The organism is Curtobacterium sp. Leaf261 (assembly GCF_001422205.1).
GTDB lineage: Bacteria > Actinomycetota > Actinomycetes > Actinomycetales > Microbacteriaceae > Curtobacterium.
The window spans coordinates 344,187-367,466 of record NZ_LMMJ01000010.1; the positions used below are offsets into that span (position 1 = coordinate 344,187).

Annotated in this window: 27 protein-coding genes; 12 read left to right on the forward strand and 15 right to left on the reverse strand. The window is 71.6% G+C overall.

Annotated features, from left to right (window positions below; all coding sequences use genetic code 11):
* The first annotated feature begins 104 nt into the window (after window positions 1–104).
* Window positions 105–1,460: a carboxylesterase family protein gene (locus ASF23_RS14840; RefSeq protein ID WP_055955311.1), complete on the forward strand. Its 1,356-nt coding sequence runs from the start codon at window positions 105–107 to the stop codon at window positions 1,458–1,460.
* Between the two features lie 65 nt (window positions 1,461–1,525).
* Here the strand turns inward: ASF23_RS14840 and ASF23_RS14845 are convergent, their stop codons facing one another.
* Window positions 1,526–2,257, reverse strand: a complete 732-nt coding sequence (locus ASF23_RS14845) for an SOS response-associated peptidase (protein WP_055955564.1) — start codon at window positions 2,255–2,257, stop codon at window positions 1,526–1,528.
* A 77-nt stretch (window positions 2,258–2,334) separates the two neighbouring features.
* Window positions 2,335–3,186, reverse strand: a complete 852-nt coding sequence (locus ASF23_RS14850) for a hypothetical protein (protein ID WP_055955314.1) — start codon at window positions 3,184–3,186, stop codon at window positions 2,335–2,337.
* 376 nt (window positions 3,187–3,562) lie between these two features.
* Between ASF23_RS14850 and ASF23_RS14855 the strand changes: the two genes are divergently transcribed.
* From ASF23_RS14855 to ASF23_RS14870, 4 genes are read left to right on the forward strand one after another with little or no spacing between them, the layout of a single operon-like run.
* Entirely contained in the window at window positions 3,563–3,841 is a 279-nt protein-coding gene (locus ASF23_RS14855) for a hypothetical protein (protein ID WP_156364545.1), read from the forward strand.
* 34 nt (window positions 3,842–3,875) lie between these two features.
* Entirely contained in the window at window positions 3,876–4,985 is a 1,110-nt protein-coding gene (locus tag ASF23_RS14860; RefSeq protein WP_055955318.1) for an FAD-dependent oxidoreductase, read from the forward strand.
* 59 nt (window positions 4,986–5,044) lie between these two features.
* On the forward strand, window positions 5,045–5,470 hold the full coding sequence (locus tag ASF23_RS14865; protein WP_055955321.1) for an organic hydroperoxide resistance protein: 426 nt from the start codon (window positions 5,045–5,047) through the stop codon (window positions 5,468–5,470).
* Between the two features lie 59 nt (window positions 5,471–5,529).
* On the forward strand, window positions 5,530–5,910 hold the full coding sequence (locus tag ASF23_RS14870) for a YchJ family protein (RefSeq protein WP_055955324.1): 381 nt from the start codon (window positions 5,530–5,532) through the stop codon (window positions 5,908–5,910).
* 84 nt (window positions 5,911–5,994) lie between these two features.
* Here ASF23_RS14870 and ASF23_RS14875 read toward each other — a convergent pair whose 3' ends face one another.
* Complete coding sequence (locus ASF23_RS14875; protein ID WP_055955327.1) at window positions 5,995–6,864, reverse strand: shikimate dehydrogenase family protein; 870 nt, start codon at window positions 6,862–6,864, stop codon at window positions 5,995–5,997.
* Between the two features lie 9 nt (window positions 6,865–6,873).
* Window positions 6,874–7,824: a helix-turn-helix domain-containing protein gene (locus tag ASF23_RS14880; protein ID WP_082474203.1), complete on the reverse strand. Its 951-nt coding sequence runs from the start codon at window positions 7,822–7,824 to the stop codon at window positions 6,874–6,876.
* Window positions 7,825–7,927: 103 nt separating this feature from the next.
* Here ASF23_RS14880 and ASF23_RS14885 point away from each other — a divergent pair, with 103 nt between their 5' ends.
* A complete protein-coding gene (locus ASF23_RS14885; RefSeq protein ID WP_055955330.1) occupies window positions 7,928–8,623 on the forward strand; it encodes an SDR family NAD(P)-dependent oxidoreductase in 696 nt (231 codons plus the stop codon).
* Between the two features lie 42 nt (window positions 8,624–8,665).
* Here the strand turns inward: ASF23_RS14885 and ASF23_RS18970 are convergent, their stop codons facing one another.
* From ASF23_RS18970 to ASF23_RS14895, 3 genes are all read right to left on the reverse strand, one after another.
* On the reverse strand, window positions 8,666–8,800 hold the full coding sequence (locus ASF23_RS18970) for a hypothetical protein (RefSeq protein ID WP_268750860.1): 135 nt from the start codon (window positions 8,798–8,800) through the stop codon (window positions 8,666–8,668).
* The gene (locus ASF23_RS14890; protein ID WP_055955332.1) at window positions 8,800–9,039 is read right to left on the reverse strand and encodes a hypothetical protein; all 240 of its coding nucleotides are present in this window, start codon (window positions 9,037–9,039) and stop codon (window positions 8,800–8,802) included. Before ASF23_RS14890 ends, ASF23_RS18970 begins: the two co-directional genes overlap by 1 nt.
* Window positions 9,040–9,502: 463 nt before the next feature.
* On the reverse strand, window positions 9,503–10,000 hold the full coding sequence (locus ASF23_RS14895; protein ID WP_055955334.1) for a MarR family winged helix-turn-helix transcriptional regulator: 498 nt from the start codon (window positions 9,998–10,000) through the stop codon (window positions 9,503–9,505).
* A 221-nt stretch (window positions 10,001–10,221) separates the two neighbouring features.
* Here ASF23_RS14895 and ASF23_RS14900 point away from each other — a divergent pair, with 221 nt between their 5' ends.
* Both ASF23_RS14900 and ASF23_RS14905 read left to right on the forward strand, forming a co-directional pair.
* Window positions 10,222–11,082, forward strand: coding sequence for a siderophore-interacting protein (locus ASF23_RS14900; RefSeq protein ID WP_055955337.1), 861 nt, complete (start codon window positions 10,222–10,224; stop codon window positions 11,080–11,082).
* 63 nt (window positions 11,083–11,145) lie between these two features.
* A complete protein-coding gene (locus tag ASF23_RS14905) occupies window positions 11,146–12,156 on the forward strand; it encodes an iron-siderophore ABC transporter substrate-binding protein (RefSeq protein ID WP_055955340.1) in 1,011 nt (336 codons plus the stop codon).
* A 113-nt stretch (window positions 12,157–12,269) separates the two neighbouring features.
* Here the strand turns inward: ASF23_RS14905 and ASF23_RS14910 are convergent, their stop codons facing one another.
* The 4 genes from ASF23_RS14910 to ASF23_RS14925 form a co-directional block, all read right to left on the reverse strand.
* Window positions 12,270–12,713 carry a VOC family protein gene (locus tag ASF23_RS14910; protein ID WP_055955343.1) on the reverse strand — a complete coding sequence of 148 codons (444 nt, stop codon included), beginning with the start codon at window positions 12,711–12,713 and terminating at the stop codon, window positions 12,270–12,272.
* 53 nt (window positions 12,714–12,766) lie between these two features.
* Entirely contained in the window at window positions 12,767–13,231 is a 465-nt protein-coding gene (locus ASF23_RS14915; protein ID WP_055955345.1) for a VOC family protein, read from the reverse strand.
* A gap of 112 nt (window positions 13,232–13,343) precedes the next feature.
* Window positions 13,344–14,042 (reverse strand): helix-turn-helix transcriptional regulator, encoded by a 699-nt coding sequence (locus ASF23_RS14920; RefSeq protein ID WP_055955348.1) that lies wholly within the window; start codon window positions 14,040–14,042, stop codon window positions 13,344–13,346.
* A gap of 73 nt (window positions 14,043–14,115) precedes the next feature.
* Window positions 14,116–14,520 (reverse strand): DUF1304 domain-containing protein, encoded by a 405-nt coding sequence (locus ASF23_RS14925; RefSeq protein WP_055955350.1) that lies wholly within the window; start codon window positions 14,518–14,520, stop codon window positions 14,116–14,118.
* 100 nt (window positions 14,521–14,620) lie between these two features.
* On the opposite strand from ASF23_RS14925, the gene ASF23_RS18975 reads away from it, so the two are divergent.
* The gene (locus tag ASF23_RS18975) at window positions 14,621–15,046 is read left to right on the forward strand and encodes a chorismate mutase (RefSeq protein ID WP_082474204.1); all 426 of its coding nucleotides are present in this window, start codon (window positions 14,621–14,623) and stop codon (window positions 15,044–15,046) included.
* On the forward strand, window positions 15,043–16,188 hold the full coding sequence (locus ASF23_RS14935; RefSeq protein ID WP_055955352.1) for a lactonase family protein: 1,146 nt from the start codon (window positions 15,043–15,045) through the stop codon (window positions 16,186–16,188). The genes ASF23_RS18975 and ASF23_RS14935 overlap by 4 nt, the downstream gene beginning before the upstream one ends.
* 178 nt (window positions 16,189–16,366) lie before the next feature.
* On the opposite strand, the gene ASF23_RS14940 is transcribed toward ASF23_RS14935, so the two are convergent.
* The 4 genes from ASF23_RS14940 to ASF23_RS14955 are packed head-to-tail and all read right to left on the reverse strand — an operon-like array spanning window position 16,367 to window position 20,635.
* Window positions 16,367–17,311, reverse strand: coding sequence for a 2-hydroxyacid dehydrogenase (locus tag ASF23_RS14940; RefSeq protein ID WP_055955354.1), 945 nt, complete (start codon window positions 17,309–17,311; stop codon window positions 16,367–16,369).
* 2 nt (window positions 17,312–17,313) lie between these two features.
* Entirely contained in the window at window positions 17,314–19,692 is a 2,379-nt protein-coding gene (gene purL / locus ASF23_RS14945; protein ID WP_235510908.1) for a phosphoribosylformylglycinamidine synthase subunit PurL, read from the reverse strand.
* On the reverse strand, window positions 19,689–20,384 hold the full coding sequence (gene purQ / locus ASF23_RS14950) for a phosphoribosylformylglycinamidine synthase subunit PurQ (protein ID WP_055955360.1): 696 nt from the start codon (window positions 20,382–20,384) through the stop codon (window positions 19,689–19,691). The genes purL and purQ overlap by 4 nt, the downstream gene beginning before the upstream one ends.
* On the reverse strand, window positions 20,384–20,635 hold the full coding sequence (locus tag ASF23_RS14955; RefSeq protein ID WP_055955570.1) for a phosphoribosylformylglycinamidine synthase subunit PurS: 252 nt from the start codon (window positions 20,633–20,635) through the stop codon (window positions 20,384–20,386). The genes purQ and ASF23_RS14955 overlap by 1 nt, the downstream gene beginning before the upstream one ends.
* A 175-nt stretch (window positions 20,636–20,810) precedes the next feature.
* On the opposite strand from ASF23_RS14955, the gene ASF23_RS14960 reads away from it, so the two are divergent.
* Both ASF23_RS14960 and ASF23_RS14965 read left to right on the forward strand, forming a co-directional pair.
* On the forward strand, window positions 20,811–21,449 hold the full coding sequence (locus ASF23_RS14960; RefSeq protein WP_235510909.1) for a PadR family transcriptional regulator: 639 nt from the start codon (window positions 20,811–20,813) through the stop codon (window positions 21,447–21,449).
* Window positions 21,446–23,182: a DHA2 family efflux MFS transporter permease subunit gene (locus ASF23_RS14965; protein WP_235510910.1), complete on the forward strand. Its 1,737-nt coding sequence runs from the start codon at window positions 21,446–21,448 to the stop codon at window positions 23,180–23,182. The genes ASF23_RS14960 and ASF23_RS14965 overlap by 4 nt, the downstream gene beginning before the upstream one ends.
* The last annotated feature ends 98 nt before the right edge of the window (window positions 23,183–23,280 follow it).

The following is a 23,280-nucleotide window of genomic DNA, read 5'->3' on the forward strand; positions in this document are numbered from 1 at the left end:
GTCGTGTCGTCGGTCCGGCCCGGTCGCGTCGCGGCGTCGCGCAGTGCATCGTGCGCCGGGTGCGTCCGTGATGCGGGTAGGCCCACGTGTGGCACGGTGGACGGGTGACCGACGCACCGATGGACGACACCACCCGCACCGTCGCGACGCCGTTCGGCCCGGTGGTCGCCGCCGTCTCGCACCGGGACGGCGTCGTCCGGGCGCGGGGCATCCGGTACGCCGAGGCCGATCGGTTCGCCGCGCCCCGTCGCACCGCACCCACGACGGAACCCTTCCGGGCCGAGACGCAGGCGCCCGCGAGCCCGCAGCTCTCCTCCCCGGCGATCGAGGTCCTGCTCGCCGGTGCCGGCGCGGACATGACGGCGTCCGAGGACTGCCTCCGCCTGACCGTCACCGCGCCGGTCGACGTGCAGGCCGACGAGCGGCTGCCCGTGATGGTGTGGATCCACGGCGGTTCGTACGTCACGGGTGCCGGGGACGTCGACATCTACGATCCGGTGTCGTTCGTCACGGAGCAGCGGGTGGTCGTCGTCGGGGTCACGTACCGGCTCGGGATGTTCGGGTTCCTCGGCGACGGTGCACACGTGCCGGCGAACCTGGGGCTGCTCGACATCCTCGCCGCACTCGGATGGGTGCAGGACTGCATCGCGTCCTTCGGCGGTGACCCCGACCTCGTGACGCTCTTCGGGCAGTCGTCCGGAGCCGACGCGATCGCGCACCTGATGATCAGCGACGGTGCCGCCGGGCTGTTCCGACGGGTGGTCGTGCAGAGCGCCCCGCTCGGGCTCGGGCGTCGTCGTGCGGCGATGTCGCGCGCGATGCTCCGGGCGACGGGCATCCCGTCGAGGACGGCGCCGACGGACGAGGTCCTCGCGCTGCAGCCGAGGGCCGAGCGGGCCGCGCTCCGGTTCGGACTCCGCGGCGGCATGCCGTTCGGCACCCAGTACGGGCATGCGCCACTGCCCGGCGAGGTCGACCGCGAGCGGGCGTGGGAGGCCGTTGCACCCGACGTCGACCTGCTCATCGGCTCGACGTCCGAGGAGACCGGGCTCTACGCGGTGCTCGTCGCACCCGTTCGGTACCTCGGCAGGGTGCCGCTCGTCGGTCGGCTCCTCCGTCGGTGGCTCGTCCGGGCGACCACGCATCGCATCTACACCGCCGACGCCAGGCGGTTCGCCGCGCGACACCGTGCCGCCGGGGGTCGGGCGGTGTCCTACGAGCTGCACTGGGCACCGGAGGGCTCCGAGCTCGGCCCGGCGCACATCACGGACCTGCCGCTGCTGCTCGGCACCGAGCGGGCGTGGTCCGGCACGGCGCTCATCGGGACGACACCGTGGGCGGAGATCGACCGTCGGGGTCGTCGCGTCCGCGCGCTGTGGGCCGAGTTCGCACGGACGGGGACACTCGCGCCGGACGCCGCCGCGGGGATGCGGGACACGATCCGGATCCTCGAGGACTGACACCGTCCGGCCGCGGGCTGTGCGGCGAGTTCCGGCTGTGCGGCGGGTTCCGGCCTGCGGTGGGCTCAGGCCACCGGCTCGATGAGGTGCGGGCCGCTGTTCCGCACGGAGTTCACCGTCCGGGCGACCTCGTACTGGGTCAGGTCCGCCGCGACCTCGTGCGACTCGCGGTCGAGGAGGCCGAGCAGGTCGTCGGTCCCCATGCCGTCACCGAGCCAGTCGTCGTACCCGGCCGGGGTGAGGAACGCCGGCATGCGGTCGTGCACCTCGCCAGGGGCGACGTGCGCGTCCTGCGTGATGATCGCGAGCGAGAGCAGCCACTTGTCGGGGTCGTCGTCGGGCTTCGTCGGGTCGGGCCAGGCGCTGACGATCCCGGCCATCGCGATGGCACCGTCGGGGCGGTGGACGAAGTGCGGCTCCTTGCCGGTCTCGGTGACCACCCACTCGTAGTAGCCGAGGGCGGGGACGATGCACCGGTTGGACGCGAACGCCCGGCGGAACATGCCCGAGGTCGCGACGGTCTCGATGCGGGCGTTGATCGGCTTCGGGCGCTGCTTCGAGAAGTCCTTGGCCCACGACGGCACGAACCCCCACGAGATCGCCGGCAGCTCGCGGGTCCCTCGGAACTGCCGGACGGCGTTGACCCGGTCGGTCGGCGCCACGTTGTAGCTCGTGATCAGGCCGGTCTCGACCACGCCCGTGTCCTGGTCGACGTGCTCGGTCCGGGAAGCGAGCTCGCCGACGAGTTCCGGGAGCAGGTCCGCGGTGGTGTCGGACACGACGAATCGACCACACATGGCCCCAGTCTGCCCGGAACCGGCGACACCTGCCACGAGCCGTTCCCCGTGTCGTCGGTCGTGTCGTCGGCCGATGGTCACTCGCCCGGGAGCTCGAGCGACGAGCCCCGCCCGGGTGACCGCGGCGGCATCCGACGTGCGGTCCGCCGCGAGACATCGAGCGGTCCCGGTCCGCGCACCACGGCAGGCGCCGCCGGCATCGCACGGGGGAGCACGTCGGGACCGTGCGGTGCGGCGGGAGGCTGCTCGTCGATGCGATGCCTGGCCTCCGCGACGCGACGCCTGGCCTCCGCGACACGTCCGAGCGTCCTGGTGCTCCTGGCCGCCATGTCCTGGCCGAGTCCGCCGATGATGAACGTCACGAGTGCGAGGATCCACGGGACGCCGGCTCCGACGACCATGCCGACCACGACCACCACGAACGCCGCAGCCCCGAACACGCACTGCGCCCATCCGACGACGACGCCCCACACCATCCGGGCCTCCGCGGCGTCGGCGGCCGCCGCGAGCGGTCCCGCGAGCTCGGGCGACAGCGGTTCGGCGTCCGGGCCGGTGTGTCCGACGAGGATCCCGTCGTGCTGCCACGCGGGGGCGGTGACCGCAGCGGCGTCGCGGACCAGGAAGACCCGCGCGACGGCGTAGGTCACCAGCGCGGCCACGGCGACGCCCGACACGAGGGCGACGACCACCCCGAGGACCACCCCGACGGCAGCAGGGGCGACCGTCCGGCCATCGCTCGCCGGCTCGGCGGTCAGCACCGCGACGGCCACGCCGATCGCGGTCACGATCCCGGCGATCATCGGGAGCCCGGCCAGCAGGCGTCGCCGAGCCGGCCCCGTCGCGGACCGGAGCTGCGCGGGGAAGGTGCGCCGTCCCTCCAGTCCGAGCCGTCGGGCCGGTGCGGTGCTCCCTCGTCGGTCCCTGGTCATGCCATCTCTTCGGAGCCGCCGCGGACTGCGGGGCGGTCCCGGGGCGGTCCCGGGGCGACCGACGGTCGGCGACACGACCGCAGGAACCCTGCGGATGTCCGCACGTCGGGGCGTTTCGCGGATGATGCCGACCCGACGCCCAGGTGCGGACCGTACTGTCGGCGTCCTCGGGAGTTCAGGACCGAGAACCCGCCGCGGTGCCCCGCCACCGTGTACCCACCACGGTGACCGAACGCCGTGGACCCGCGTGGGAGCCGCGACGCTCCCGCTCCATCTCGACGGCCCGAACCCGTCGAGAGACCACATCGGCGACCCGAATCCGTCGATGTCCCGTCCATGCGACCCGAACACGCACGGACTCCCGGAAGGGACCCTGATGATCACCGACTCGAACATCGATCGCGCCGCAGACCACCAGCGGACGAACCGTGACGGCAGCCCTCGGGCCCGTCGCCGCACCCGTATCGCCATCCTCCGGGTGTCGTTCGGCATCGTCGTGCTCGGCGCTGCCTTCCTGGTGGTGAGCCTGCTCATCGGCGCCACCATCGCTCCGCCCCTGGTCGTCATGGTGGCCGGTGTGCTCGGCGCCCTGTTCTCCGGGGTGCTCCGCCGGGCGTCCGCGGCCGACCGGCCGTCGGGTCACACGACCGAGTAGCCCCGCTCGCCGCTCCCGCCGGTAGCGTTGCGCCATGGAACGACCGGATCACATCGTCATCGGGGCAGGTGTCATCGGCGCCGCGACCGCGCGTGCACTCGCGGCACGCGGGCGGCGGGTGGTGCTCGTCGAGCAGTTCGCACGCGGACACGACCGCGGGTCGTCGCACGGGGCATCGCGGATCTTCCGGCAGGGGTACCCCGACCCCGAGTACGTGACGATGACCACGAGGTCGCTCGAACTCTGGCGCGAACTCGAGTCCGAGATCGGTGAGGACCTGCTGACGCTCACGGGTGGGGTCGACCACGGGCGGCCGGACGTGATCGACGCGATCGCCCGCACACTCGCCGACGCGGGCGTGCCGTACGAGCGCCTGTCGCCGGCCGATGCATCCGCACGGTGGCCCGGTCTGGTGTTCGAGGGCAGCGTCCTCGCGCACGCGAGCGCCGGACGGATCCGTTCCGATCATGCGGTCGAGGCGTTCCTGACGCTCGCCGAACGCGACGGCACCGAGCTCCGGTTCGAGACACCGGTCTCCGCGGTCCGAGCGGGTGCGGACGGCGACGCCGTGGTGGAGCTCCGGAACGGCGAGGTCCTGCGCGCGGCGAGCGTCGTGGCCGCGGTCGGGTCCTGGGCGCACCCGCTGCTCGGTCCGACCCTCGGGGCACGGGGTGTCCGGCTCCCCGACGTCCGGGTCACCGAGGAGCAGCCGGCCCACTTCGCGACGGACGTGCCCGCCGGATCATGGCCGAGCTTCGTGCACCATCCGATCGCGGAGCCGTCGACGCACGGGGTCTACGGCCTCTTCACCCCGGGCGAGGGCGTCAAGGTCGGCTTCCACGGCACCGGTCCGGTGATCGACGCCGACACCAGGCGTACCGAGCCGGACCACGACATGCTCCGCGCCCTGGTGGAGTACGTCGAGCGGTTCGTCCCCGGGGCGGACACCTCGACCATCGCGCCGATCAGCTGCCTCTACGACAACACCCCGAGCGAGGACTTCGTGCTCGACCGCACGGGCCCGATCGTCGTCGCGACGGGGTTCTCGGGGCACGGGTTCAAGTTCGCGCCGCTCCTCGGGGAGATGCTCGCCGACCTCGCGGGGTCCGGACACGCCCGGCCCCGGTTCGCGTTCTCCGCCTGACACGGCGCGCACACGGGAGCTCCAGGGATCGTCCAGGCGGGCGGCACGAGGGTGAGTGCATGACGCTCGACATCGCCTACACCGCCATCGCACACGCCACCGGGGGCGGTCGCGACGGCCACGTCCGCAGCGAGGACGACCAGCTGGACTTCGACACCCGTCCGCCGAAGGAGATGGGTGGCGACGGCGCGGGCACGAACCCCGAGCAGCTCTTCGCGGCGGGGTACGCGGCGTGCTTCCTCGGGGCGTACCACCTGGTCGGCAAGCAGCTCGGGGTCGACACCTCGGACGCGGCGGTCTCGGCGTCGGTGGGCATCGGCCCGAACGGTTCCGGGGGCTTCGGCCTGGCGGTCGAGCTCGACATCTACGCGCCGGAGGTCCCCGCGGAGCGCCGCCGGGAGATCGCCGACGCCGCGCACCAGGTCTGCCCGTACTCGAACGCGACCCGCGGCAACGTCGAGGTCACGCTCTCGCTCGTCGACTGAGCCCGGACCGCGCACCACGGTCCGCCACACCTCGGGGAACTCGGCCGTAGCCTGGTGGCATGCCCTCCGATCGGTGCCCGTGCCTCAGCGGCAACCCCTACGACGAGTGCTGCGGTCCGCTCCACGCCGGTGCGACCGCGCCCACGGCGGAGCGGCTCATGCGCTCCCGGTTCTCGGCCTTCGCCCGGGACCTCCCGGAGTACCTGCTGACCACCTGGCACCCGAGGACACGGCCGACGGAGCTCGACCTGGACCCCGACACCCGCTGGCAGCGTCTCGACGTCGTCCGGACGTCGGCCGGGGGTCCGTTCGACACCGCCGGCGTGGTGGAGTTCCGGGCGTTCTGGCGGACACCGGAGGCGCGGGGGGAGCTCCACGAGACGAGTTCGTTCGTCCGGGAGTCCGGGCGCTGGTTCTACGTGGACGGCATCGTCGACTGACCGACGACCCTGCCCAGCCCGGCCAGCTGTCGGGCGTCGGTCGTCGCACCGGGCGCGTGTCGTGCCTCCCGGCCGTGTCCGGCGTCAGCCGTCGATCGCCGCAGGCAGCCTGACGGACGTGCGCATCGCGATGCGCACCGCGTCCTCGCGGGGCAGCGGGGTCTCGGTGTCGTCCCCGACGAAGAACCGGATCTGTCCGATCGCTTGCTCGACCAGCATGTCGAGACCACTCAGGGTCCGCCCGCCGGCCGCCCGCCAGCGTTCCGCGATCGCCGAGGGCCACGGGTCGTAGGCGACGTCGAGGAGCACCGCATCCGCTCCGGAGGGTGTGACGACCAGGTCGTCGGCTGCGCCGCCGGGCAGCGTCGAGACGACGAACGCGTGCGGGCCGGATGACGGCAGCGCACCGAACGTGTCGAGTTCGATCGTGACCCCGAGCCGCACCGCCAGGTCGACGAGGTGCGCGGCACGCGCCGTGTCGCGGACGAACACCCGGACGGTGGTCGCTCCGAGGCGGTGGCACGCCGACACCGCACTCGCCGCGGTCGCACCCCCGCCGAGGATCGTCGCCTCGCGGGGGAGGTGCCCGAGGGCCTGGACCGGACGGACCATGCCGTCGACGTCGGTGTTGGCGCCGGCGAGCACGGTCGAGGGGCCCTCGGAGCGGAAGGCCAGCGTGTTCGCGACACCGAGCTGGTCGACGAGCGGCGTCGTGCGGTCGAGCATGGGCAGGACCTCGCGCTTCAGGGGCATCGTGAGGCTGAGTCCGCGCCACTCGGCACCGAGCCCCGCGACGAACCCCTCGAGCTCGCCCGAGACGACCTCGTGCCGGCCGTACTCGAACGGCAGGTCGAGCACCCGGTACGCCGCGGCGTGCAGGGTCGGCGAGAGCGAGTGCCCGATCGGGGATCCGAGGACGGCGAGTCGGGTTCTGGTCGGGTCGCTGAGGTGCACGGTCCGACCCTAGCGAGCGTCCTGACCCTGCCGGGCGTCCTGGCCTCGGCGGGGTTCCTGACCCTGGCGAGCGTCCTGTCCCTGCCGGGCGTGCGCGGTGTCGACGGTGGCCGGGGTCGGGAGGGTCGCCGGCTCCGACGCCCCGAGCGTGCGCGCGAGATCGAGGCGCGAGGCGTCCTCGCTCCCGGGCTCTGCCGTGAACGTGACGACGTGCAGATCGGCGCCCGGTACCGCGAGCACGTCGCAGTCGAGGGTGATCGGACCGACGACCGGGTGGTCGACCGTCTTGTGCTCGGTCTGGTGGTGCGCGACCTGGACGTCGGCCCACAGTGCGCGGAATCGTTCGCTCAGGCGCTGCAGCCGTGCGACGAGTTCGCGGAGGGCCCGGTCCTCCGGGTACCGGATGGTGGTGATCCGCAGGTCGGAGACGATCGCACGCTCGAACCTGTCGGCCTCGCCGGCCTGCCGGACCAGGCGGTCCGACATGCCGGAGAAGTGCCGGAAGAGCAGGTTCCGCTCGAGACCCGCGGTCGGCATCCGGCCGTGGACGGAGTCCCACGCGGCGTTCGTCATGAGCACGGTCCAGTCGGCCGCGTAGACGGCGACGGCGACGTCGGGGAGTCGGCCGATGAGGCGCTGGATGCTCGGCGGGACGAAGGTGGGCACCGTCGACGGCATCGGCGGTGCGAGACCGGCGGCGACGAACAGCTGTTCGCGATCCGACGCTGACAGCTGGAGCGCCCGCGCGAGCGAGGACACGACCTGGTCCGACGGGCTGTCGGCGCGTCCCTGCTCGAGCCGGACGACGTAGTCGACGGAGATGCCGGCCAGCATGGCCAGTTCCTCACGTCGGATGCCGGATGCGCGGCGGCCGGGACCGGACGGGAGGCCCACAGCAGCCGGTTGGAGACGGTCGCGCCATGCGCGCACCAGGGTCGCGAAGTCACCTCGGTCGGCCATGGTCCGATCATCCTCTCCTCCACAGCCCCGCTGGGTGGTACTGCTGTGCACAGGGACGGACAGGGCACATGGTCGTACAGCTCCGCGGGGTCACACTCGATCCATGACGACGACACTCATCACCGGCGGCAACAAGGGACTCGGACACGAGACGGCGCGGCGACTCCGCGACATCGGCCACACCGTGGTCATCGGCGCACGCGACCCGGAGCGTGGCAGGGCAGCAGCAGAGGAACTCGGCGTGGACTGGGTCCAGCTCGACGTGACCTCCGATGCATCGGTCCGTGGCGCGGCGGACGCACTCGCGGAGCGCTACGGCACGATCGACGTCCTCGTGAACAACGCGGGCATCTCGGGCGGCATGACGGCGATCGAGGACGTCGACGGTCCCGCGATCGCGAGCGTCCTCGACACCAACACCGTCAGCGCGGTCCGGATGACACACGCGTTCCTGCCGCTGCTCCGCCGATCCGAGCAGCCGGTCATCGTCAACGTGGCGAGCGGCCTCGGGTCGTTCGCGGTGCGGGCCGACGACGACCGGATCGAATCGACCCTGCCGACGCTGGCGTACAGCGCGAGCAAGGCGGCGCTGACCATGCTCACGACGGTCTACGCCAAGTTCGTGCCCGACGTCCGGATCAACGTGGTCGACCCCGGGTACACGGCGACGGAGTTCAACGGCAACTCAGGACCGCAGACGGTGACCGAGGGCACCGACGCGATCGTGGCGATGGCGACGATCGGGGCAGACGGTCCGACGGGGGAGTTCCACGATCGGCACGGCATCGTCGGCTGGTGACGCCACGTCGAACCGGGCTCGCCGGTCGGGACGGCTCGCCGGTCAGTCGGGCTCGCGTGCGTCCTTGGTCGGGGTGCTCGGCCGGGGCGTGACGCGGTCGCGTGCGAAGACGTTGACGAGCTGCTCGAGCCGGGTCCACACGCCCTCGTGTCGGGTCGCGAGATCGTGCGGTCGCATCATGCGGATCGAGCTTCGTCAGCGAGCGTGTCGCTGTCCATCCGCCCGTCGAGGAGCGCGGCCTCGGAGAAGAAGTCCGCGTACGCCGGGTCCTGGGCACCGCCGGCGTGTGGGAACGGTCCGCTGTTGATGCGGGCGGTGACCATCGCCTCGATCGCTTCTGGCGGGGTGAGTCCGCGGCGTCGCCACTCGGAGGCGGACCGGCGGAGGGTCTGGAGGTCGTGCTGGTGTTCGCGCATGGTGTCGTCCTGACGGATTCTGCAGACGAACCCCCGGGGTGCGGGGGCCTCGCGGGGTGCACTCTTCGCAGAGTGACGGCGGGGTCTGGGCCGACGGATCTCGGATGAGATCGTGGAAACGGTGGGGCCCGCGTGCATCGCGGGTCGGATTCCGGCTCGGGAAGCGGCCGGTGCTGTTGGGGGAGTGACTCCGGGATCGTGGACCGGTCCTGGAGCCGTGCGTTCCGGCGGGATGCGCCGCTCGTCGATCGAGGGTTCTCGTGCCGACGGTGCCCACGTGATGCAGGCGTTCGTGCCGCTGCGCGGCGGTTCGTCGACCGAAGCCTGTGATGAGCCTCGACCACCCGAGGCTATTGCGCGAGGACTGTTCACACCAGCTCGACCGCTCGAATTCTGAACAATCAGGGCGTGGCGTGCGTGGATCGGATACGCGACGGAGCCCCCGCTCCGAGGGCGCCGGAACTCAGTCCGTCGGGTGCTGCGCCTCGTCGGTGTCCGCGGCGCCGGCGTCGAGCGCGGCACGGATGTCGTCCATCAGACGGACTGCGCGACTGCGGTCACGCCGACTCATCGACTCGACGAGGTCGCGGAGCTTGCCCTGGGTCTCGCCGATCGTCGTCGCGAGTTGGCTCCGCGTGCCGCTCGTCAGCGTGAGCAGACGGGTCCGCCTGCTCGCCGGGTCCGGTTCGCGCTGCACGTGTCCGGCACTGCTGAGGCGGTCGAGGATCGTCGTCATCGCGGCGCTCGTGACCCCGAGGAGGGGAGCGAGGTCCTTCGCGTACGCACCGCGCCCCGCCGTCTCGCACCGGTCGATGTACTGCAGCGCCGCGAGGTCGGTGCTGTTGATCCCGAGGTGGGCCCGCAGCCGAGACCGGAGCATCGCGTCGGACACCTCCACGCGTGCGAGCGCCGCGACGACGTCGTCGACCTCGATCGGCAGGTCCGTCGTGAGCGTGTTCATCGGGTCCAGACCGGCCGGTGCTTGTGCGACCCGTGCAGCAATGCTCGTCGTGGCCCGGTGCCGAGGCGGATCCGGGAGGGCCGCTGTGATGCGACCTGCCCGAGGGTAGACCGTCCCGAGGCGTGATGTGCGGTTCCCGACCAGGTCCGCCTGTCCCGGTCGGACCGGGCGGGGGACGCGGCCGACGAGCCCCGCCGAGGAACGACTGCTAGAACCGACACATGCCCGATTCCCCGGTACGTCCCAAGCGCCAGCAGCACGTGTTCGTCGTCGATCGCACCGAACGACTCTCGCCGCACCTGGTCCGGGTGCACCTCGGAGGCGAGGCGTTCGGGCCCTTCGTCGCGGGTGCGGACCCCGAGCGGCTCCGATCGACGGACAAGTACGTCAAGCTCCTGGTCGCGAAGCCGGAGCTCGGACTCGTGCCCCCGTACGACCTCGACGACCTGAAGGACCGCCTCCCGAAGGAGGACCGCCCGGTGCGCCGGACCTACACGGTCCGGAGCGTCGACCACGACACCGAGACCATCGCGATCGACTTCGTGGTGCACGGCGACGACGGCATCGCCGGACCGTGGGCCGCTTCGGCAGCACCGGGGGACCTGCTCGCACTCTCGGGCCCAGGCGGGACCTACTCGCCGACGGCCGACCGTGATGCCGTGCACCTGCTGCTCGGCGACGACTCGGCGATCCCCGCCATCGCCGCTGCGCTCGAGTTGATGTCCGTCGACGCCGTCGGGACCGCCGTCATCGAGGTGGACGGCACCGCCGACGAACTCGACCTCGTGCATCCCGACGGTGTCCGGCTCACCTGGCTGCACCGCGGTGACACGGGTGCCCAGCCGGGCACGCTCCTGCTGGAGGCGGCCCGGGGACTGCAGCGTCCCTCCAGTCCGGAGCGGCTCCAGGCGTTCGTGCACGGGGAGCGCACCGCCGTCAAGGCGATCCGCCGGCTGCTGCAGGACGAGTGGGGTGTCGAGAAGCGCTCGATGTCGCTCTCCGCGTACTGGGCGCTCGGGCGTGCGGAGGACCGGTTCCAGGAGGAGAAGCGTGAGCCGATCGGGGTGATCTTCACCGAGTGAGGGGTCGTCCGAGCACCTCGGGCGCGCCGCTCGTGTTCGTGGATTTAGGTTAGGCTTACCTTTGTGACTCAGACCCGTCGGCCCGCGCGCCGCCTCCGATCCGTCCTCGCCGTCATCGGCGCAGCCGTTGCCGCGACCCTCGTCCTCGCAGGCTGCTCCGCGGGCTCCCCGTCCTCCGGCGCCAGCGCGTCGAGTGACGGCGGAGCGTTCCCGGCGAGGGTGACCACGGCCTTCGGGACGACCACCGTCGACGCCGCCCCCAAGCGCGTCGTCGCGCTCGGCTGGGGGGACGCGGAGACCGCCCTCGCCCTCGGCGTCCAGCCCGTCGGGGCGAGCGACTGGCTCGCCTTCGGCGGAGACGGGGTCGGACCGTGGCTGAAGAACGCGTACACGAAGTCCCCGAAGATCATCGGCACCCTGGAACCGAGCTACGAGTCGATCGTCGCGCTGAAGCCGGACCTGATCCTCGACGTCAACTCCTCCGGCGACAAGACCCGCTACGACACACTCTCGAAGATCGCCCCGACGGTCGCGGTGCCGAAGGGTGGCGCGAACTACGCCGCGACCACCGCCCAGCAAGTCACGATGATCGCCAAGGCACTCGGCAAGGTCGCCAAGGGCAAGGAACTCCTGCAGTCGGTCGACACGGCGTTCGCCGCCGCGCGGAAGGCGCACCCGGAGTTCGAGGGCAAGACCGCCGTGATCGGTGCGTTCACGTCGGAGGGCTACGGCGCCTACAGTTCGAACGACACCCGCGTGCAGTACATGAAGAAGCTCGGGTTCACGCAGCCGAAGAAGATCGACCAGCTCGCTGGTGACCAGTTCTCCGCGAAGCTGTCCGACGAGAACCTCGACCTGCTCGATGCGGACCTGACCGTCATCCTGCCGATCTACCAGACCGTCGAACAGGCCGAGGCGTCGCCCCTGTTCCAGAAGGTGCCGTCGGTCGAGGCCGGGCACGACATCGTGTTCCAGCAGCAGAGTGTGCGCTCGGCGTTCTCCGCCGGGACCGTCCCGGCGCTGCTCTGGTCGTTGAAGCGGCTGCCCGACCAGTTCTCCGCCAAGCTCGGCTGAGCCGCAGGCCGCGTCCGCGTCCGCGTCCGCGTCGGACTGGAGGCACGACTCGCCGCTCAGAGGCGGGTCGCGCCGCACGGACGGCCGGCCTCAGTGCTCAGGATCGGCCGGCCTCAGTGCTCGCGCGGAGCTGCCAGCTCGAGGTTGATGTCATCGGGGTCCTGCACCGAGAGGATCACCAGCCCGAAGGCGGGCAGGTCCGTCACCGCACCGTGCTCGATGCCGGCGTTGTCCAGGCGCTCTGCGGCGGTGTGCAGCTCATCGACCGAGCCCACTGAGAAGCTCACGTGGTCGAGCCCGACCCGGTTCGGGTCGAACGTGTCACCGGGGTCCGCGACCGGTCGCAGCCCGAGTGTCTGGCCGGCGAACGTGAACGAGCATCCGCCGTACGTCCGGTCGGGGTCGTCGTGGATGGTCGGGTCGTCGATCTGGTCGCTGAAGTCGCTGCCCGGTTCCATGCCGAACAGGTCCCGGTAGAAGGCCTTGCTGCGGTGGATGTCGGTGACGGTCAGGCGGACGTGGGAGAACCCGCGTGGGGTCACGATGGCGTCGGGCATGCTCCGATCGAACGCGCGGTGTCTCCGAAGCGGCTGACGGCGACCGGTCGTGCTCAGCGTGGCACACCCGCGAACCTCTCTACCGCCGCTGCGCTGACAGGGGTGAACAGGTTGACCAGAGTGCCGTCGGGGTCCCGGAGCAGGAGCGAGCGGTTGCCCCACGGCATCGTCGTCGGCTCCTGGACGAACACGAGGTCGGGCCCGGCGACGTCCACCCGGCCGGTTCCGCCGGTGCGGCCAGTTCCGGCAGCTCCGGCGGTTCGGAGCCGGTCGTACGTGGCATCGACGTCGTCGACCAGGAACTCGATGATCGCCGTGTGGTTGTCCGCCGGGCGCGCGGCGTCGGCACCGAACAGGGCGACGGTCGCCGTGTGCCCGATCGCGAGGGTTCCCGACGGTGTCCGGATCTCCGCGAACTGCGGGGTGAGACGCGTCGCAGAGAGCCCCGTGACGCGTTCGTAGAACGCGGCGGAGGCGTCGACGTCGTCGGTGATGATGTGGATCGATACGAGGTTCATTGCGGTGTCCGTCCCGCCGGGTCCGTCCCGGCTCCACCCAGTCTCGGTGTCGTCCGCGACAGCCCCATGTCAGTGTTTCCGGACGGCGTCGAGGCTCCGCGTCCGTCCTCGTTCAGCCGAGCGTGATGGCGCGGACCGCACCGTGCTGGATGTCGAGGTCCTCGCTCCGGAGCACGCGCTGCGGCGGCACCTCGTGCGTCGCGACCGTCCCGTCGATCCGGTCCGTGCGGAACGCCCGGACGCCGTCGCGGAGCCGACACCAGCCGATGAGGTACCAGTTCGTGCCCGAGACGACGTAGCCGAGCGGTTCGACCTCGCGCGCCGTCGTGGCCCCCGCGCGGTCCCGGTACTGGATCCGCAGGACCCGGCCCGCGGACAGCGCATCGGCGATGACCGCAGGCACTCGCGGTGTCTCCTCCTGGTCTGCCAGGCGGTGGACCCGTCGCGCCAGTGCCTCGGCCGCCGCCGCGTCCGCGTCCGTCATCACACCGACGAGCTTCCGGAGCGCCGACTGGGCTGCCTGTCGGAACGGGGACGCGCCGAGGGCGTCGAGCGCGACGGCCATCGCGACGGCCTCCTGCGGCGTCAGGTTCACGGGTGGGAGCGTGCGGAGCGGGTCGAGGCAGTAGCCGCCCGTGCGCCCGGGTTCCGCCCAGATCGGCGTCCCGGTCTGCTGGAGGGCACCGATGTCGCGTTCGATGGTCCGAGCACTCACCTCGAAGTGCTGCGCCAGCCACCGGGCGCTGCGCGGACGAGGTGCCACCGCGCGCAGTTCCTCGACGATGGCGTAGAGGCGATCCGTCCGGTTCACGTCACGAACCCACCGGGAAGAGCGCAGCCCAACGACGCAGCTGCGTGCGGAACGCTCCGAGGCCCATCGGCGCTCAGGCCACCAGCATCGACCCGATGAACGCGAACAGCAGCGCGACGAGCGGGAACGTGCCCTGCACGAGGGCCGAGCGCAGGTACTTCCGACCGGTCCCGGCGAGGATCACGGCCGCCCCGAGCATGCACGCCGCGGAGAAGACCACCAGCGGCCAGCCCGTCGTGCCGCTGCCGGTGGCGACGAGGACGGTTCCGAGCACCGCACCGATCGCGAGGAACAGGTTGTAGAAGCCCTGGTTGAACGCCAACGACCTGGTGGCCTGTGCTTCGGCGTCGGTGGAGATCCCGAAGACCGCACGGACTCGGGGGTTGGTCCACGCGATGGATTCGAGGAAGAAGATGTACACGTGCACGAGTCCGGCGAGGACTGCGAACACACACGAGATCCCGAGGACGATCGACATGCCACCATCCTCCCAGGTCCGCGGTCGGCCTGTGGACCTGGCCCCGTCCCCGTCCCCGACGCCGGCCGTCGGCCGTCGGCCGTCCCGGTAGGCTGCGGACATGAGCGACGCCCAGCAGCCCGAACCTGCCCCGAGCGACGCCGCGGTCGCCCCCGACACCGCGCAGCAGCACAGCGCACGACCGCAGACAGCGCCGTCCCGCACAGCGCCACCACGGTCGGGGTCTCCGTTCGAGCGCACCGCCGTCGAGGAGCTGCAGAGCATCCGCGACAGCATCGACAACATCGACGCCGCCGTCGTGCACATGCTCGCGGAGCGGTTCAAGTACACCCAGCGCGTGGGCTACCTGAAGGCGACCGCGGGCATGCCGCCATCGGACCCGGACCGCGAGCGTATCCAGATCGCCAAGCTCCGGTCCCTCGCGTCCGAGTCGCACCTCGACCCTGCCTTCGCGGAGAAGTTCCTGAACTTCATCATCGCCGAGGTCATCCACCACCACGAGCGCATCGCCGGCGGCGACGAGTGACCCACTCGTTGTCGGACCTCCGGTTGTTCGTCGGTGCGTACACGTCGACGAGCGGGGGCCACTCGACCGGGATCTCCTTCATCGAGCCCCGCGACAGGACTGCGGCCCGCGACGCGACCGCCTTCCGCGTCAGCACCGCCGCCGTCGTGGACGACCCGTCCTTCATCGTCGTGACCGACGACCGCCTGTACGCCGTCGCCGAGACCGAGTCCGGCAGCGTGCACGCGTTCGGTCGTGCCGGAGCAGCACTGGAACTCCTGTGGAGCGCCCCGAGCGGCGGCGACGCTCCCTGCCACCTCCGGCTCGACGGGTCGGGCACCCTCGTCGTGACGAACTACAGCTCCGGCACGGTCGGCGCCCTGGCGAGCCGGCGGCCGACCACGACCAGCGAGCGCACCAGCACGACCGGCGAACGGACGGGCACGGCGGTCGGTCGGACGAGCACGGCTTCGCTCCCCGCCGCCACCGGGCCGGTCCTCGACCGCCAGGACGGTCCGCACGCGCACCAGTCCGTGGCCGCACCGGACGGCGACGTCCTGGTGTCCGACCTCGGTGGCGACGCGATCCACCGGTTCCACCTGGCCGAGGACACCGACGGCGGCCGTCGGTTCGAACCCGTCACCCGCTACCCGCTCGCACCCGGCGTCGGCCCGCGGCACATGGCCTGGTGGGGCGACGACCTCATCGTCGCCGGGGAACTCGACGGCCGTGTGCACCGCCTCCGACCGGACGGCACCGGAGCGCTCGTCCCCGTCGAGAGCGCTGCGACGAGCACGCCGGCCGCCGAGGGCGACGACGACGCGATCGCCGAGGCCGCCACCGTCACCGGATCGACCGGTGAGTCGTACCTGTCGCACATCGAGGTCACCGACGCGGGACTCGTCTACGTCGCCGTCCGCGGTCGGGACACGATCGCGGTCCTCGACGCGACGGGCCCGCTGACGCTGGTGGCGGAGGTCGACTGCGGGGGCGCCTGGCCACGGCACTTCGCGCTCGTGGACACCGATGACGGACCGGTCATCGTAGTCGCGAACGAGCGGTCTGACGCGCTCGCGGTGCTCCCTCTGGGCGCCGACGGCCTGCCAGGAGCCCCGATCACGCAGATCCCGGTCGGCAGCCCCACCTGCGTCGTCGCGATCTGACGAGCCCCACCGGTTCGGGACAGCCGACGCCGTTCGTTCGGGGGCTGCATGTCCCGAATCGGTGTGGGAATGCAGGAAGGCCGCACGGACGAGGCGGGCCCGCACCGTCCCTCCAGTCCGGAACGCACCGCCGGACCCGGCCTGGAGGCGCGACCCGCGCCCGCCCCGCACCCGGCGGTCAGCGGTCGGTCGGCCCCGTCACCACGTTCTCGAACGGCCGGCCGGCGAGGTGCGCCTCGACCTGCCGGCGCACCAGCTCGATCGCCCGCGGCACGCTGAGGTCGGTGTTCCCGCCGATGTGCGGCGTCAGGACCGTGTTCGGCGTCGTCCACAGCGGGTGTCCGGCCGGGAGCGGCTCGGGGTCCGTCACGTCGAGCCCCGCTCGGAGCCGCCCGGACCTGAGCTCAGCGACGAGCGCGTCGGTGTCCACGACCTTGCCACGCGACACGTTCACCACGAGCGCCCCGTCCGGCAGTGCCGCGAGGAACGCCGCGTCGACGAGCCCCTCGGTCTCCTCGGTGAGCGGGGTGATGAGGACGACGACCTCGGCCTCCGGGAGCAGAGACGGCAGGTCGGCGAAGGCCTCGACGTCGCGGCCGTCCTGCGTGCGGGCGGTCCGGGCGACCACCGTCACGTGGGTCCGACACGCCTCGAAGCGGTCCGCGATGGCCCGCCCGATCGCGCCGTAGCCGACCACCAGCACCTTCCGCTCCGCGAGCGAGCGCGAGGGACGGGTGTCCCAGACCTCGTGCGTGCGGTCGATCGCGAACGTGTCGATCTGCCGGAGCGAGGCGAGTGCGAGCCCGAGCGCGAGCTCGGCGGTCTCGTCGTCGTGGATGCCCCGGCCGTTCGCGAGCACCGCGTGGTCGGGGACATGGGGGAGCGCGTGCTCGTACCCGGCGCTCGGCAGCTGCAGGAGTGCGACGTTCGGCAGGTCGGCGAGGTACTGCCACCGCCGGCCACCCTCGAAGAAGAACGGCAGCACTGCGATGGTCACCTCGTCCGCGCGGGGGCTCGGCGCCTCCATGTCCCAGACGGTCAGCTCGACGCCGTCGGGGACCGGCCCGAAGCGCTCGACGAGCTCGGCGAAGGACAGCGTGACGAGCGTGCGCCGATCAGCCATGATCAGACGGCCGACTCGTCGGCGGCGGCCGGCGCTGCCGCGGGCTCGTCGATGACGGCGCCGAAGCGTGCCGGAAGCGTGCCGCGGTGGGTCGTCCGGAGCTCGTCGAGTGGCACCGTGAACCGGCCCTGGACCTCGAGCGCGTCCGACGCCGCATCGGTCACGCCGATCCGGAGCACCGGGTACCCGCGGCCGTTGCAGAGGCCCTGGAACCGGACGTCGTCCTCGCGCCGGACGGTCACGATCACGCGGCCCGTCGACTCGGAGAACAGGGCGGTCGCGGCGTCGACGCCGTCGCGCTCCCCGAGCTCGTCGAGCACCACGCGGGCGCCGATGCCGAACCGGAGCACCGACTCCGCGAGCGACTGGCCGAGGCCGCCGTCCGAGAGGTCGTGCGCGCTCGTCAGGAGCTGCTCGTCGCCGGCCGCGCGCAGCAGGTCCCCGAGGCCCTTCTCGCGCTCGAGGTCGACCGCAGGTGGACGACCACCGAGGTGCCCGTGCACCGTTCCGGCCCAGGCGGAGCCATCGAGCTCGAGCGACGTCGTGCCGAGCAGGTAGATGTTGTGGCCGTCGTCCTGCCAGCCGGACGGGATCCGCTTGGCGACGTCGTCGATGATCCCGAGCACGCCGACGACGGGTGTCGGGTGGATCGGTGTGGTGCCGGTCTGGTTGTAGAACGACACGTTGCCGCCGGTCACCGGGATGCCGAGCTCCATGCAGCCGTCCGCGAGGCCCTCGACCGCCTCGGAGAACTGCCACATCACCTCGGGGTTCTCCGGGGAGCCGAAGTTGAGGCAGTCCGTGACCGCCGCGGGGATCGCACCCGTGACGGCGACGTTCCGGTACGCCTCGGCGAGGGCGAGTCTCGCGCCGGCGCGCGGGTCGAGGTAGCAGTAGCGGCCGTTCGCGTCCGTGGCGATCGCGACACCGAGCCCGGTCTCCTCGTCGACGCGGATCATGCCGCCGTCGTCGGGGAAGCTCAGCGCGGTGTTCCCGAGGACGTAGGTGTCGTACTGGTTCGTGACCCAGTTCTTCGACGCCATGTTCGGCGAGCCGAGGAGCTGCAGGAACTGTGCCCGGAGGGCCGGTCCGTCCTCCGGGCGGGGGAGGGACGCGGCATCGTCGGCCTGCAGGGCGTCGATCCACGTGGGGTACGCGACCGGGCGGTCGTACACCGGACCGTCGACGGCGACCGTGCGCGGGTCGACGTTGACGATCTCCTGGCCCTGCCAGTCGATGACGAGGCGGCCCGTCCCGGTGACCTCGCCGAGGACGCTCGTCTCGACCTCCCACTTGTCGACGACGGCCATGAACGCGTCGAGCTTGTCGGGTGCGACGACCGCCATCATGCGCTCCTGGCTCTCCGACATGAGGATCTCCTCGGCGGTGAGCGTGGGGTCGCGGAGCAGGACGTCGTCGAGCGAGATGTGCATGCCGCCGTCGCCGTTCGAGGCGAGCTCGCTCGTGGCGCAGCTGATGCCCGCGGCCCCGAGGTCCTGGATGCCCTCGACGAGCTCCTTCTGGAACAGCTCGAGGCAGCACTCGATGAGCACCTTCTCGGCGAACGGGTCTCCCACCTGGACCGCCGGGCGCTTGGTGGGGCCGCCCTCGGTGAAGGTGTCGGAGGCCAGGATCGAGGCACCGCCGATGCCGTCGCCGCCGGTGCGCGCACCGAACAGGACGATCTTGTTGCCGGTGCCGGACGCGTTCGCCAGATGCAGGTCCTCGTGCCGGAGGACGCCGACGGCCAGGGCGTTGACGAGCGGGTTGCCCTGGTAGATCGGGTCGAAGTAGGTCTCGCCACCGATGTTCGGCAGGCCGAGGCAGTTGCCGTAGAACGAGATGCCGCCGACGACGCCGTGCACGACGCGCTGGGTGTCCTCGGCGTCGATCGCGCCGAAGCGGAGCTGGTCCATCACGGCGACCGGGCGGGCACCCATCGAGATGATGTCGCGGACGATGCCGCCGACACCCGTCGCGGCGCCCTGGAACGGCTCGACGTAGGACGGGTGGTTGTGCGACTCGACCTTGAACGTGACCGCGTAGCCGTTCCCGACGTCGACGACACCGGCGTTCTCGCCCATGCCGACCATCAGGTCCTTGGTCATCTCGGGCGTGACCTTCTTGCCGAACTGCCGCAGGTAGTTCTTGCTCGACTTGTAGGAGCAGTGCTCGCTCCACATGACGGAGTACATCGCGAGCTCGCCCGACGTGGGGCGGCGGCCGAGGATCTCGCGGATCCTGGCGTACTCGTCGGCCTTGAGCCCGAGCGCCTCGTACGGCTGCTCCTTGTCCGGCGTCGCCGCGGCGTCCTGGACGGTGTCGGGTGCGGGGGGCGTGTACGTCGTCACGGGTGCGTCTGCTCTTTCCGTGCTCGTCACTTGACGAGCGTCGACTCGATGACCGAGGTGAAGAAGGTGAGGCCGTCGGTCCCGGAGGACATCGCGGCCCTGGTGTCCGGACCGTAGCCGGGCTCGGTGGCGTGCTCCGGGTGCGGCATGAGTCCGACGACGTTGCCGCGCTCGTTCGAGACCCCGGCGATGTCGTCGATGGAACCGTTCGGGTTGACGCCGACGTAGCGGAACGTCACCTGACCCTGACCCTCGATGCGCTTGATCGTCTCGGCGTCGGCGACGAACCGGCCGTCCGCGTTCTTGAGCGGGATGGTGATCTCCTGCTCGGCGGCGAAGCCGCTCGTCCAGACGGTGTCGGCGTTCTCGACGCGGAGGCGCTGGTCGCGGCGGATGAACTGCTGGTGGGCGTTCCGGGTGTGCGCGCCCGGCACGAGACGGGCCTCGGCGAGCATCTGGAAGCCGTTGCAGATGCCGAGCACGGGGACGCCGCGGCCTGCGGCGTCGATGACCTCGGCCATGATCGGGGCCTTCGCGGCGATGGCGCCAGCGCGGAGGTAGTCGCCGTAGGAGAACCCGCCGGGGAGCACGATCGCGTCGACGCCCTGCAGGTCGTGGTCGCCGTGCCAGAGCGCGACGGGGGTGGCACCGGCGAGGCGGACCGCCCGCTGGGCGTCACGGTCGTCGAGTGAACCCGGGAAGGTGATGACCCCGATGCGCATCAGGCGCCTTCGACGCTGACGCTGACGACGTCCTCGATCACGGCGTTCGAGAAGATGTCGACCGCCAGTTCCCGGACCTCGGCGAGCTTCACGTCGTCGACGGGACCGTCCACCGACACCTCGAACCGCTTGCCGATCCGGACGTTCGCGAGGTCGGCCTTGCCGAGACGGGCGAGGGCACTGCCGACGGCCTTGCCCTGGGGGTCGAGGATCTCGGCCTTCGGCATGACCTCGACGACGATGATTGGCACCTTGTTCACTCCAGCGCGATGGGGGAAGGGACCGGACCAGTCTACGGGGCGCCCGGTGGCGCGCCGGGCGCTGACCGGGCCTCCCGTCCGATGGCGGCGACGCTTGCGCGTCCCGGATCCGAGGGGTATGTTCCAAGTGGAATAGTCACGTTGGAACAATCGGACTGGAGGAACGGTGCCGGAACTCACGCCACTCGCCTTCTCCGCGCTCGGCCTGCTCTCCGAGGGGCCGATGCACCCGTACGAGATGTTCCAGACGATGATCGCCAGGGGCGACGACCGGAACGTCAAGGTCCGTCCCGGCACGCTGTACCACCAGGTCGGACGTCTCACCGAGCTCGGCTACGCGGTCGAGGCCGGCACGGAGCGCGAGGGCAACCGCCCCGAGCGCACCCGCTACGCCATCACCGACGCGGGGCGGGACGTCCTCCGTGACGCCCTGTTCCGGATGGTGTCGCTCCCGGCGGAGGAGTACCCGTCCTTCCACCTGGCGATGTCCGAGCTCGAGAACCTGGCGGCGGCCGATGCCGTCCGGGCGCTCGAGCGCCGGATCGGTGCGTTGCTGGCCGATCGCGCCCGCTACCAGGACGACATCGACGGCGTCCGCGGCAGGGAGCTCGCCGAGCGCTACTGGCTCGACGTGTCGTACGTGCATGCCATGCTCGCCGCACAGATCGAGTGGTTGCGCGTCCTCGTCGATCGCATCCGCAGCGGCGACCTCCCCTGGACGGGACCCGCCGTCCCCCACGACTCCCCGGCGATCGGCACCCCGGCCGCCGGACCCGTCATCACCACGAAGGAACCCACTCGATGACCTCCACATCCACCGCTCTGCCCGGCGGCATGACCGTCGAGAAGAAGCCATGGCCGGCGCTCTGGGCGCTCGTCATCGGCTTCTTCATGATCCTCGTCGACTCCACGATCGTGTCCGTGGCGATCCCGACCATCTCCTCCAAGCTCGACGCCGACATCAACGCGGTGATCTGGGTCACGAGCGCGTACCTGCTCGCCTACGCCGTGCCGCTGCTCGTCACCGGGCGGCTCGGCGACCGGTTCGGGCCGAAGAACCTCTACCTCATCGGCCTCGCGGTGTTCACGCTGTCGTCGCTCTGGTGCGGGTTCGCGGGGTCCATCGAGATGCTCATCGTCGCCCGTGTCGTGCAGGGCCTCGGTGCCGCGCTCATGACGCCACAGACCATGGCCGTCATCACCCGGATGTTCCCGCCGGACAAGCGCGGCGCGGCGATGGGCCTCTGGGGCGCCGTCGCCGGGGTCGCCACGCTCGTCGGACCGATCGCGGGCGGACTGCTCGTCGACAGCCTCGGCTGGGAGTGGATCTTCTTCGTGAACGTCCCCGTCGGCATCGTGGCGTTCGTGCTCGCGGTGCGGCTCGTCCCGCAGTTCGAGAAGCACGCCCACTCCTTCGACTGGCTCGGCGTCGCGCTCAGCGCGGTCGGCCTGTTCCTCGTCGTGTTCGGCATCCAGGAGGGCGAGACGTACAAGTGGGGGACCATCACCGGTCCGGTCACCGTCTGGGGCATGATCATCGCGGGCATCGTCGTGCTCGTCGCCTTCGTGTTCTGGCAGCGCGTCCGGAAGGGTGATGCGCTCCTGCCGCTCGGGCTCTTCAAGGACCGGAACTTCACGCTCGCGAACATCGCGATCACGGCGGTCGGCCTCTCGATCTCGTCCTTCGCCCTGCCGCTCATCCTCTGGGCCCAGGACGTCAAGGGCTTCTCGCCGACCACCTCGGCGCTGCTCCTCACCCCGATGGCCGTCGTGTCGATGGGGGTCGCCCCGGTCGTCGGCAAGAACCTGCACCGGTGGAACCCGCGCTGGGTGGCCGCGTTCGGCCTCGCCTTCTTCTCGGGTGGGCTCTTCTGGGTCGGCACGGTCGTCCGCGGCAACGACCCGTGGTGGTCCGTCATCGCCCCGGCCGTCGTGCTCGGGCTCGGCTCGGGTGCCATGTGGGGGCCGCTCTCCGTCGCGGCGACCCGGAACCTGCCCCCGCGGCTCGCCGGGGCCGGGGCCGGTGTGTTCAACACGACGCGCCAGGTCGGCGCGGTCCTCGGCTCCGCGGCGATCGCGGCGGTCATCGAGGCCAGGATCACGGCGAACTTCCCCGCCGGGGCCGGTTCGTCGGGGTCGACCGGGTCAGCCGGCTCGACCGGCGAGGGCGCGACGAGTTCGCTCGGTGTCCTGCCGTCGTTCCTGCACGCGCCGTTCTCGTCGGCGATGGGCGAGGCGATGCTCCTGCCGGCCGCGGTCATCATCGTGGCGTTCGTCGCGGCGCTGTTCTTCGCCAAGCCCCAGCCCGTGTCGTGGGGTGCGGCGCCCGCGGGGACCCCCGCGCAGGCTCCGGCGGGCGAGGCGCCGGTGTCGCCCGAGGTCGGGGCCCCGGAGTCGCCGGCCGAGGCTCCCGCGGTCGAGCACCACCCCGCGCACGCCGCCGCGCACCACGCCGCGCACGCCGCCGCGCCGGCGCCGTCGACCCCCGACGAGGAGCTGGCCGCCACCGAGCACGCGGGGCGGCACACGGCGGAGTAGTCCCCTCCGCTTCCGCACGACACCGCTCTCCCGACGGAACACCGCTCTCTCGCGCGGTGCGATGTCGGAAGGGCGGTGTTCTGTCGTGCCGGCATGAG

What these genes read in the sequence shown, in the direction of transcription:
- ASF23_RS14845 (WP_055955564.1), bottom strand. Translation starts at nt 2,257, where the DNA reads ATGTGTGGTCGATTCGTCGTGTCCGACACCACCGCGGACCTGCTCCCG.
- ASF23_RS14850 (WP_055955314.1), bottom strand. Translation starts at nt 3,186, where the DNA reads ATGACCAGGGACCGACGAGGGAGCACCGCACCGGCCCGACGGCTCGGA.
- ASF23_RS14855 (WP_156364545.1), top strand. Translation starts at nt 3,563, where the DNA reads ATGATCACCGACTCGAACATCGATCGCGCCGCAGACCACCAGCGGACG.
- ASF23_RS14860 (WP_055955318.1), top strand. Translation starts at nt 3,876, where the DNA reads ATGGAACGACCGGATCACATCGTCATCGGGGCAGGTGTCATCGGCGCC.
- ASF23_RS14865 (WP_055955321.1), top strand. Translation starts at nt 5,045, where the DNA reads ATGACGCTCGACATCGCCTACACCGCCATCGCACACGCCACCGGGGGC.
- ASF23_RS14870 (WP_055955324.1), top strand. Translation starts at nt 5,530, where the DNA reads ATGCCCTCCGATCGGTGCCCGTGCCTCAGCGGCAACCCCTACGACGAG.
- ASF23_RS14880 (WP_082474203.1), bottom strand. Translation starts at nt 7,824, where the DNA reads ATGGCCGACCGAGGTGACTTCGCGACCCTGGTGCGCGCATGGCGCGAC.
- ASF23_RS14885 (WP_055955330.1), top strand. Translation starts at nt 7,928, where the DNA reads ATGACGACGACACTCATCACCGGCGGCAACAAGGGACTCGGACACGAG.
- ASF23_RS18970 (WP_268750860.1), bottom strand. Translation starts at nt 8,800, where the DNA reads ATGCGACCGCACGATCTCGCGACCCGACACGAGGGCGTGTGGACCCGG.
- ASF23_RS14890 (WP_055955332.1), bottom strand. Translation starts at nt 9,039, where the DNA reads ATGCGCGAACACCAGCACGACCTCCAGACCCTCCGCCGGTCCGCCTCC.
- ASF23_RS14895 (WP_055955334.1), bottom strand. Translation starts at nt 10,000, where the DNA reads ATGAACACGCTCACGACGGACCTGCCGATCGAGGTCGACGACGTCGTC.
- ASF23_RS14900 (WP_055955337.1), top strand. Translation starts at nt 10,222, where the DNA reads ATGCCCGATTCCCCGGTACGTCCCAAGCGCCAGCAGCACGTGTTCGTC.
- ASF23_RS14910 (WP_055955343.1), bottom strand. Translation starts at nt 12,713, where the DNA reads ATGCCCGACGCCATCGTGACCCCACGCGGGTTCTCCCACGTCCGCCTG.
- ASF23_RS14915 (WP_055955345.1), bottom strand. Translation starts at nt 13,231, where the DNA reads ATGAACCTCGTATCGATCCACATCATCACCGACGACGTCGACGCCTCC.
- ASF23_RS14925 (WP_055955350.1), bottom strand. Translation starts at nt 14,520, where the DNA reads ATGTCGATCGTCCTCGGGATCTCGTGTGTGTTCGCAGTCCTCGCCGGA.
- ASF23_RS18975 (WP_082474204.1), top strand. Translation starts at nt 14,621, where the DNA reads ATGAGCGACGCCCAGCAGCCCGAACCTGCCCCGAGCGACGCCGCGGTC.
- ASF23_RS14940 (WP_055955354.1), bottom strand. Translation starts at nt 17,311, where the DNA reads ATGGCTGATCGGCGCACGCTCGTCACGCTGTCCTTCGCCGAGCTCGTC.
- purQ (WP_055955360.1), bottom strand. Translation starts at nt 20,384, where the DNA reads ATGCGCATCGGGGTCATCACCTTCCCGGGTTCACTCGACGACCGTGAC.
- ASF23_RS14965 (WP_235510910.1), top strand. Translation starts at nt 21,446, where the DNA reads ATGACCTCCACATCCACCGCTCTGCCCGGCGGCATGACCGTCGAGAAG.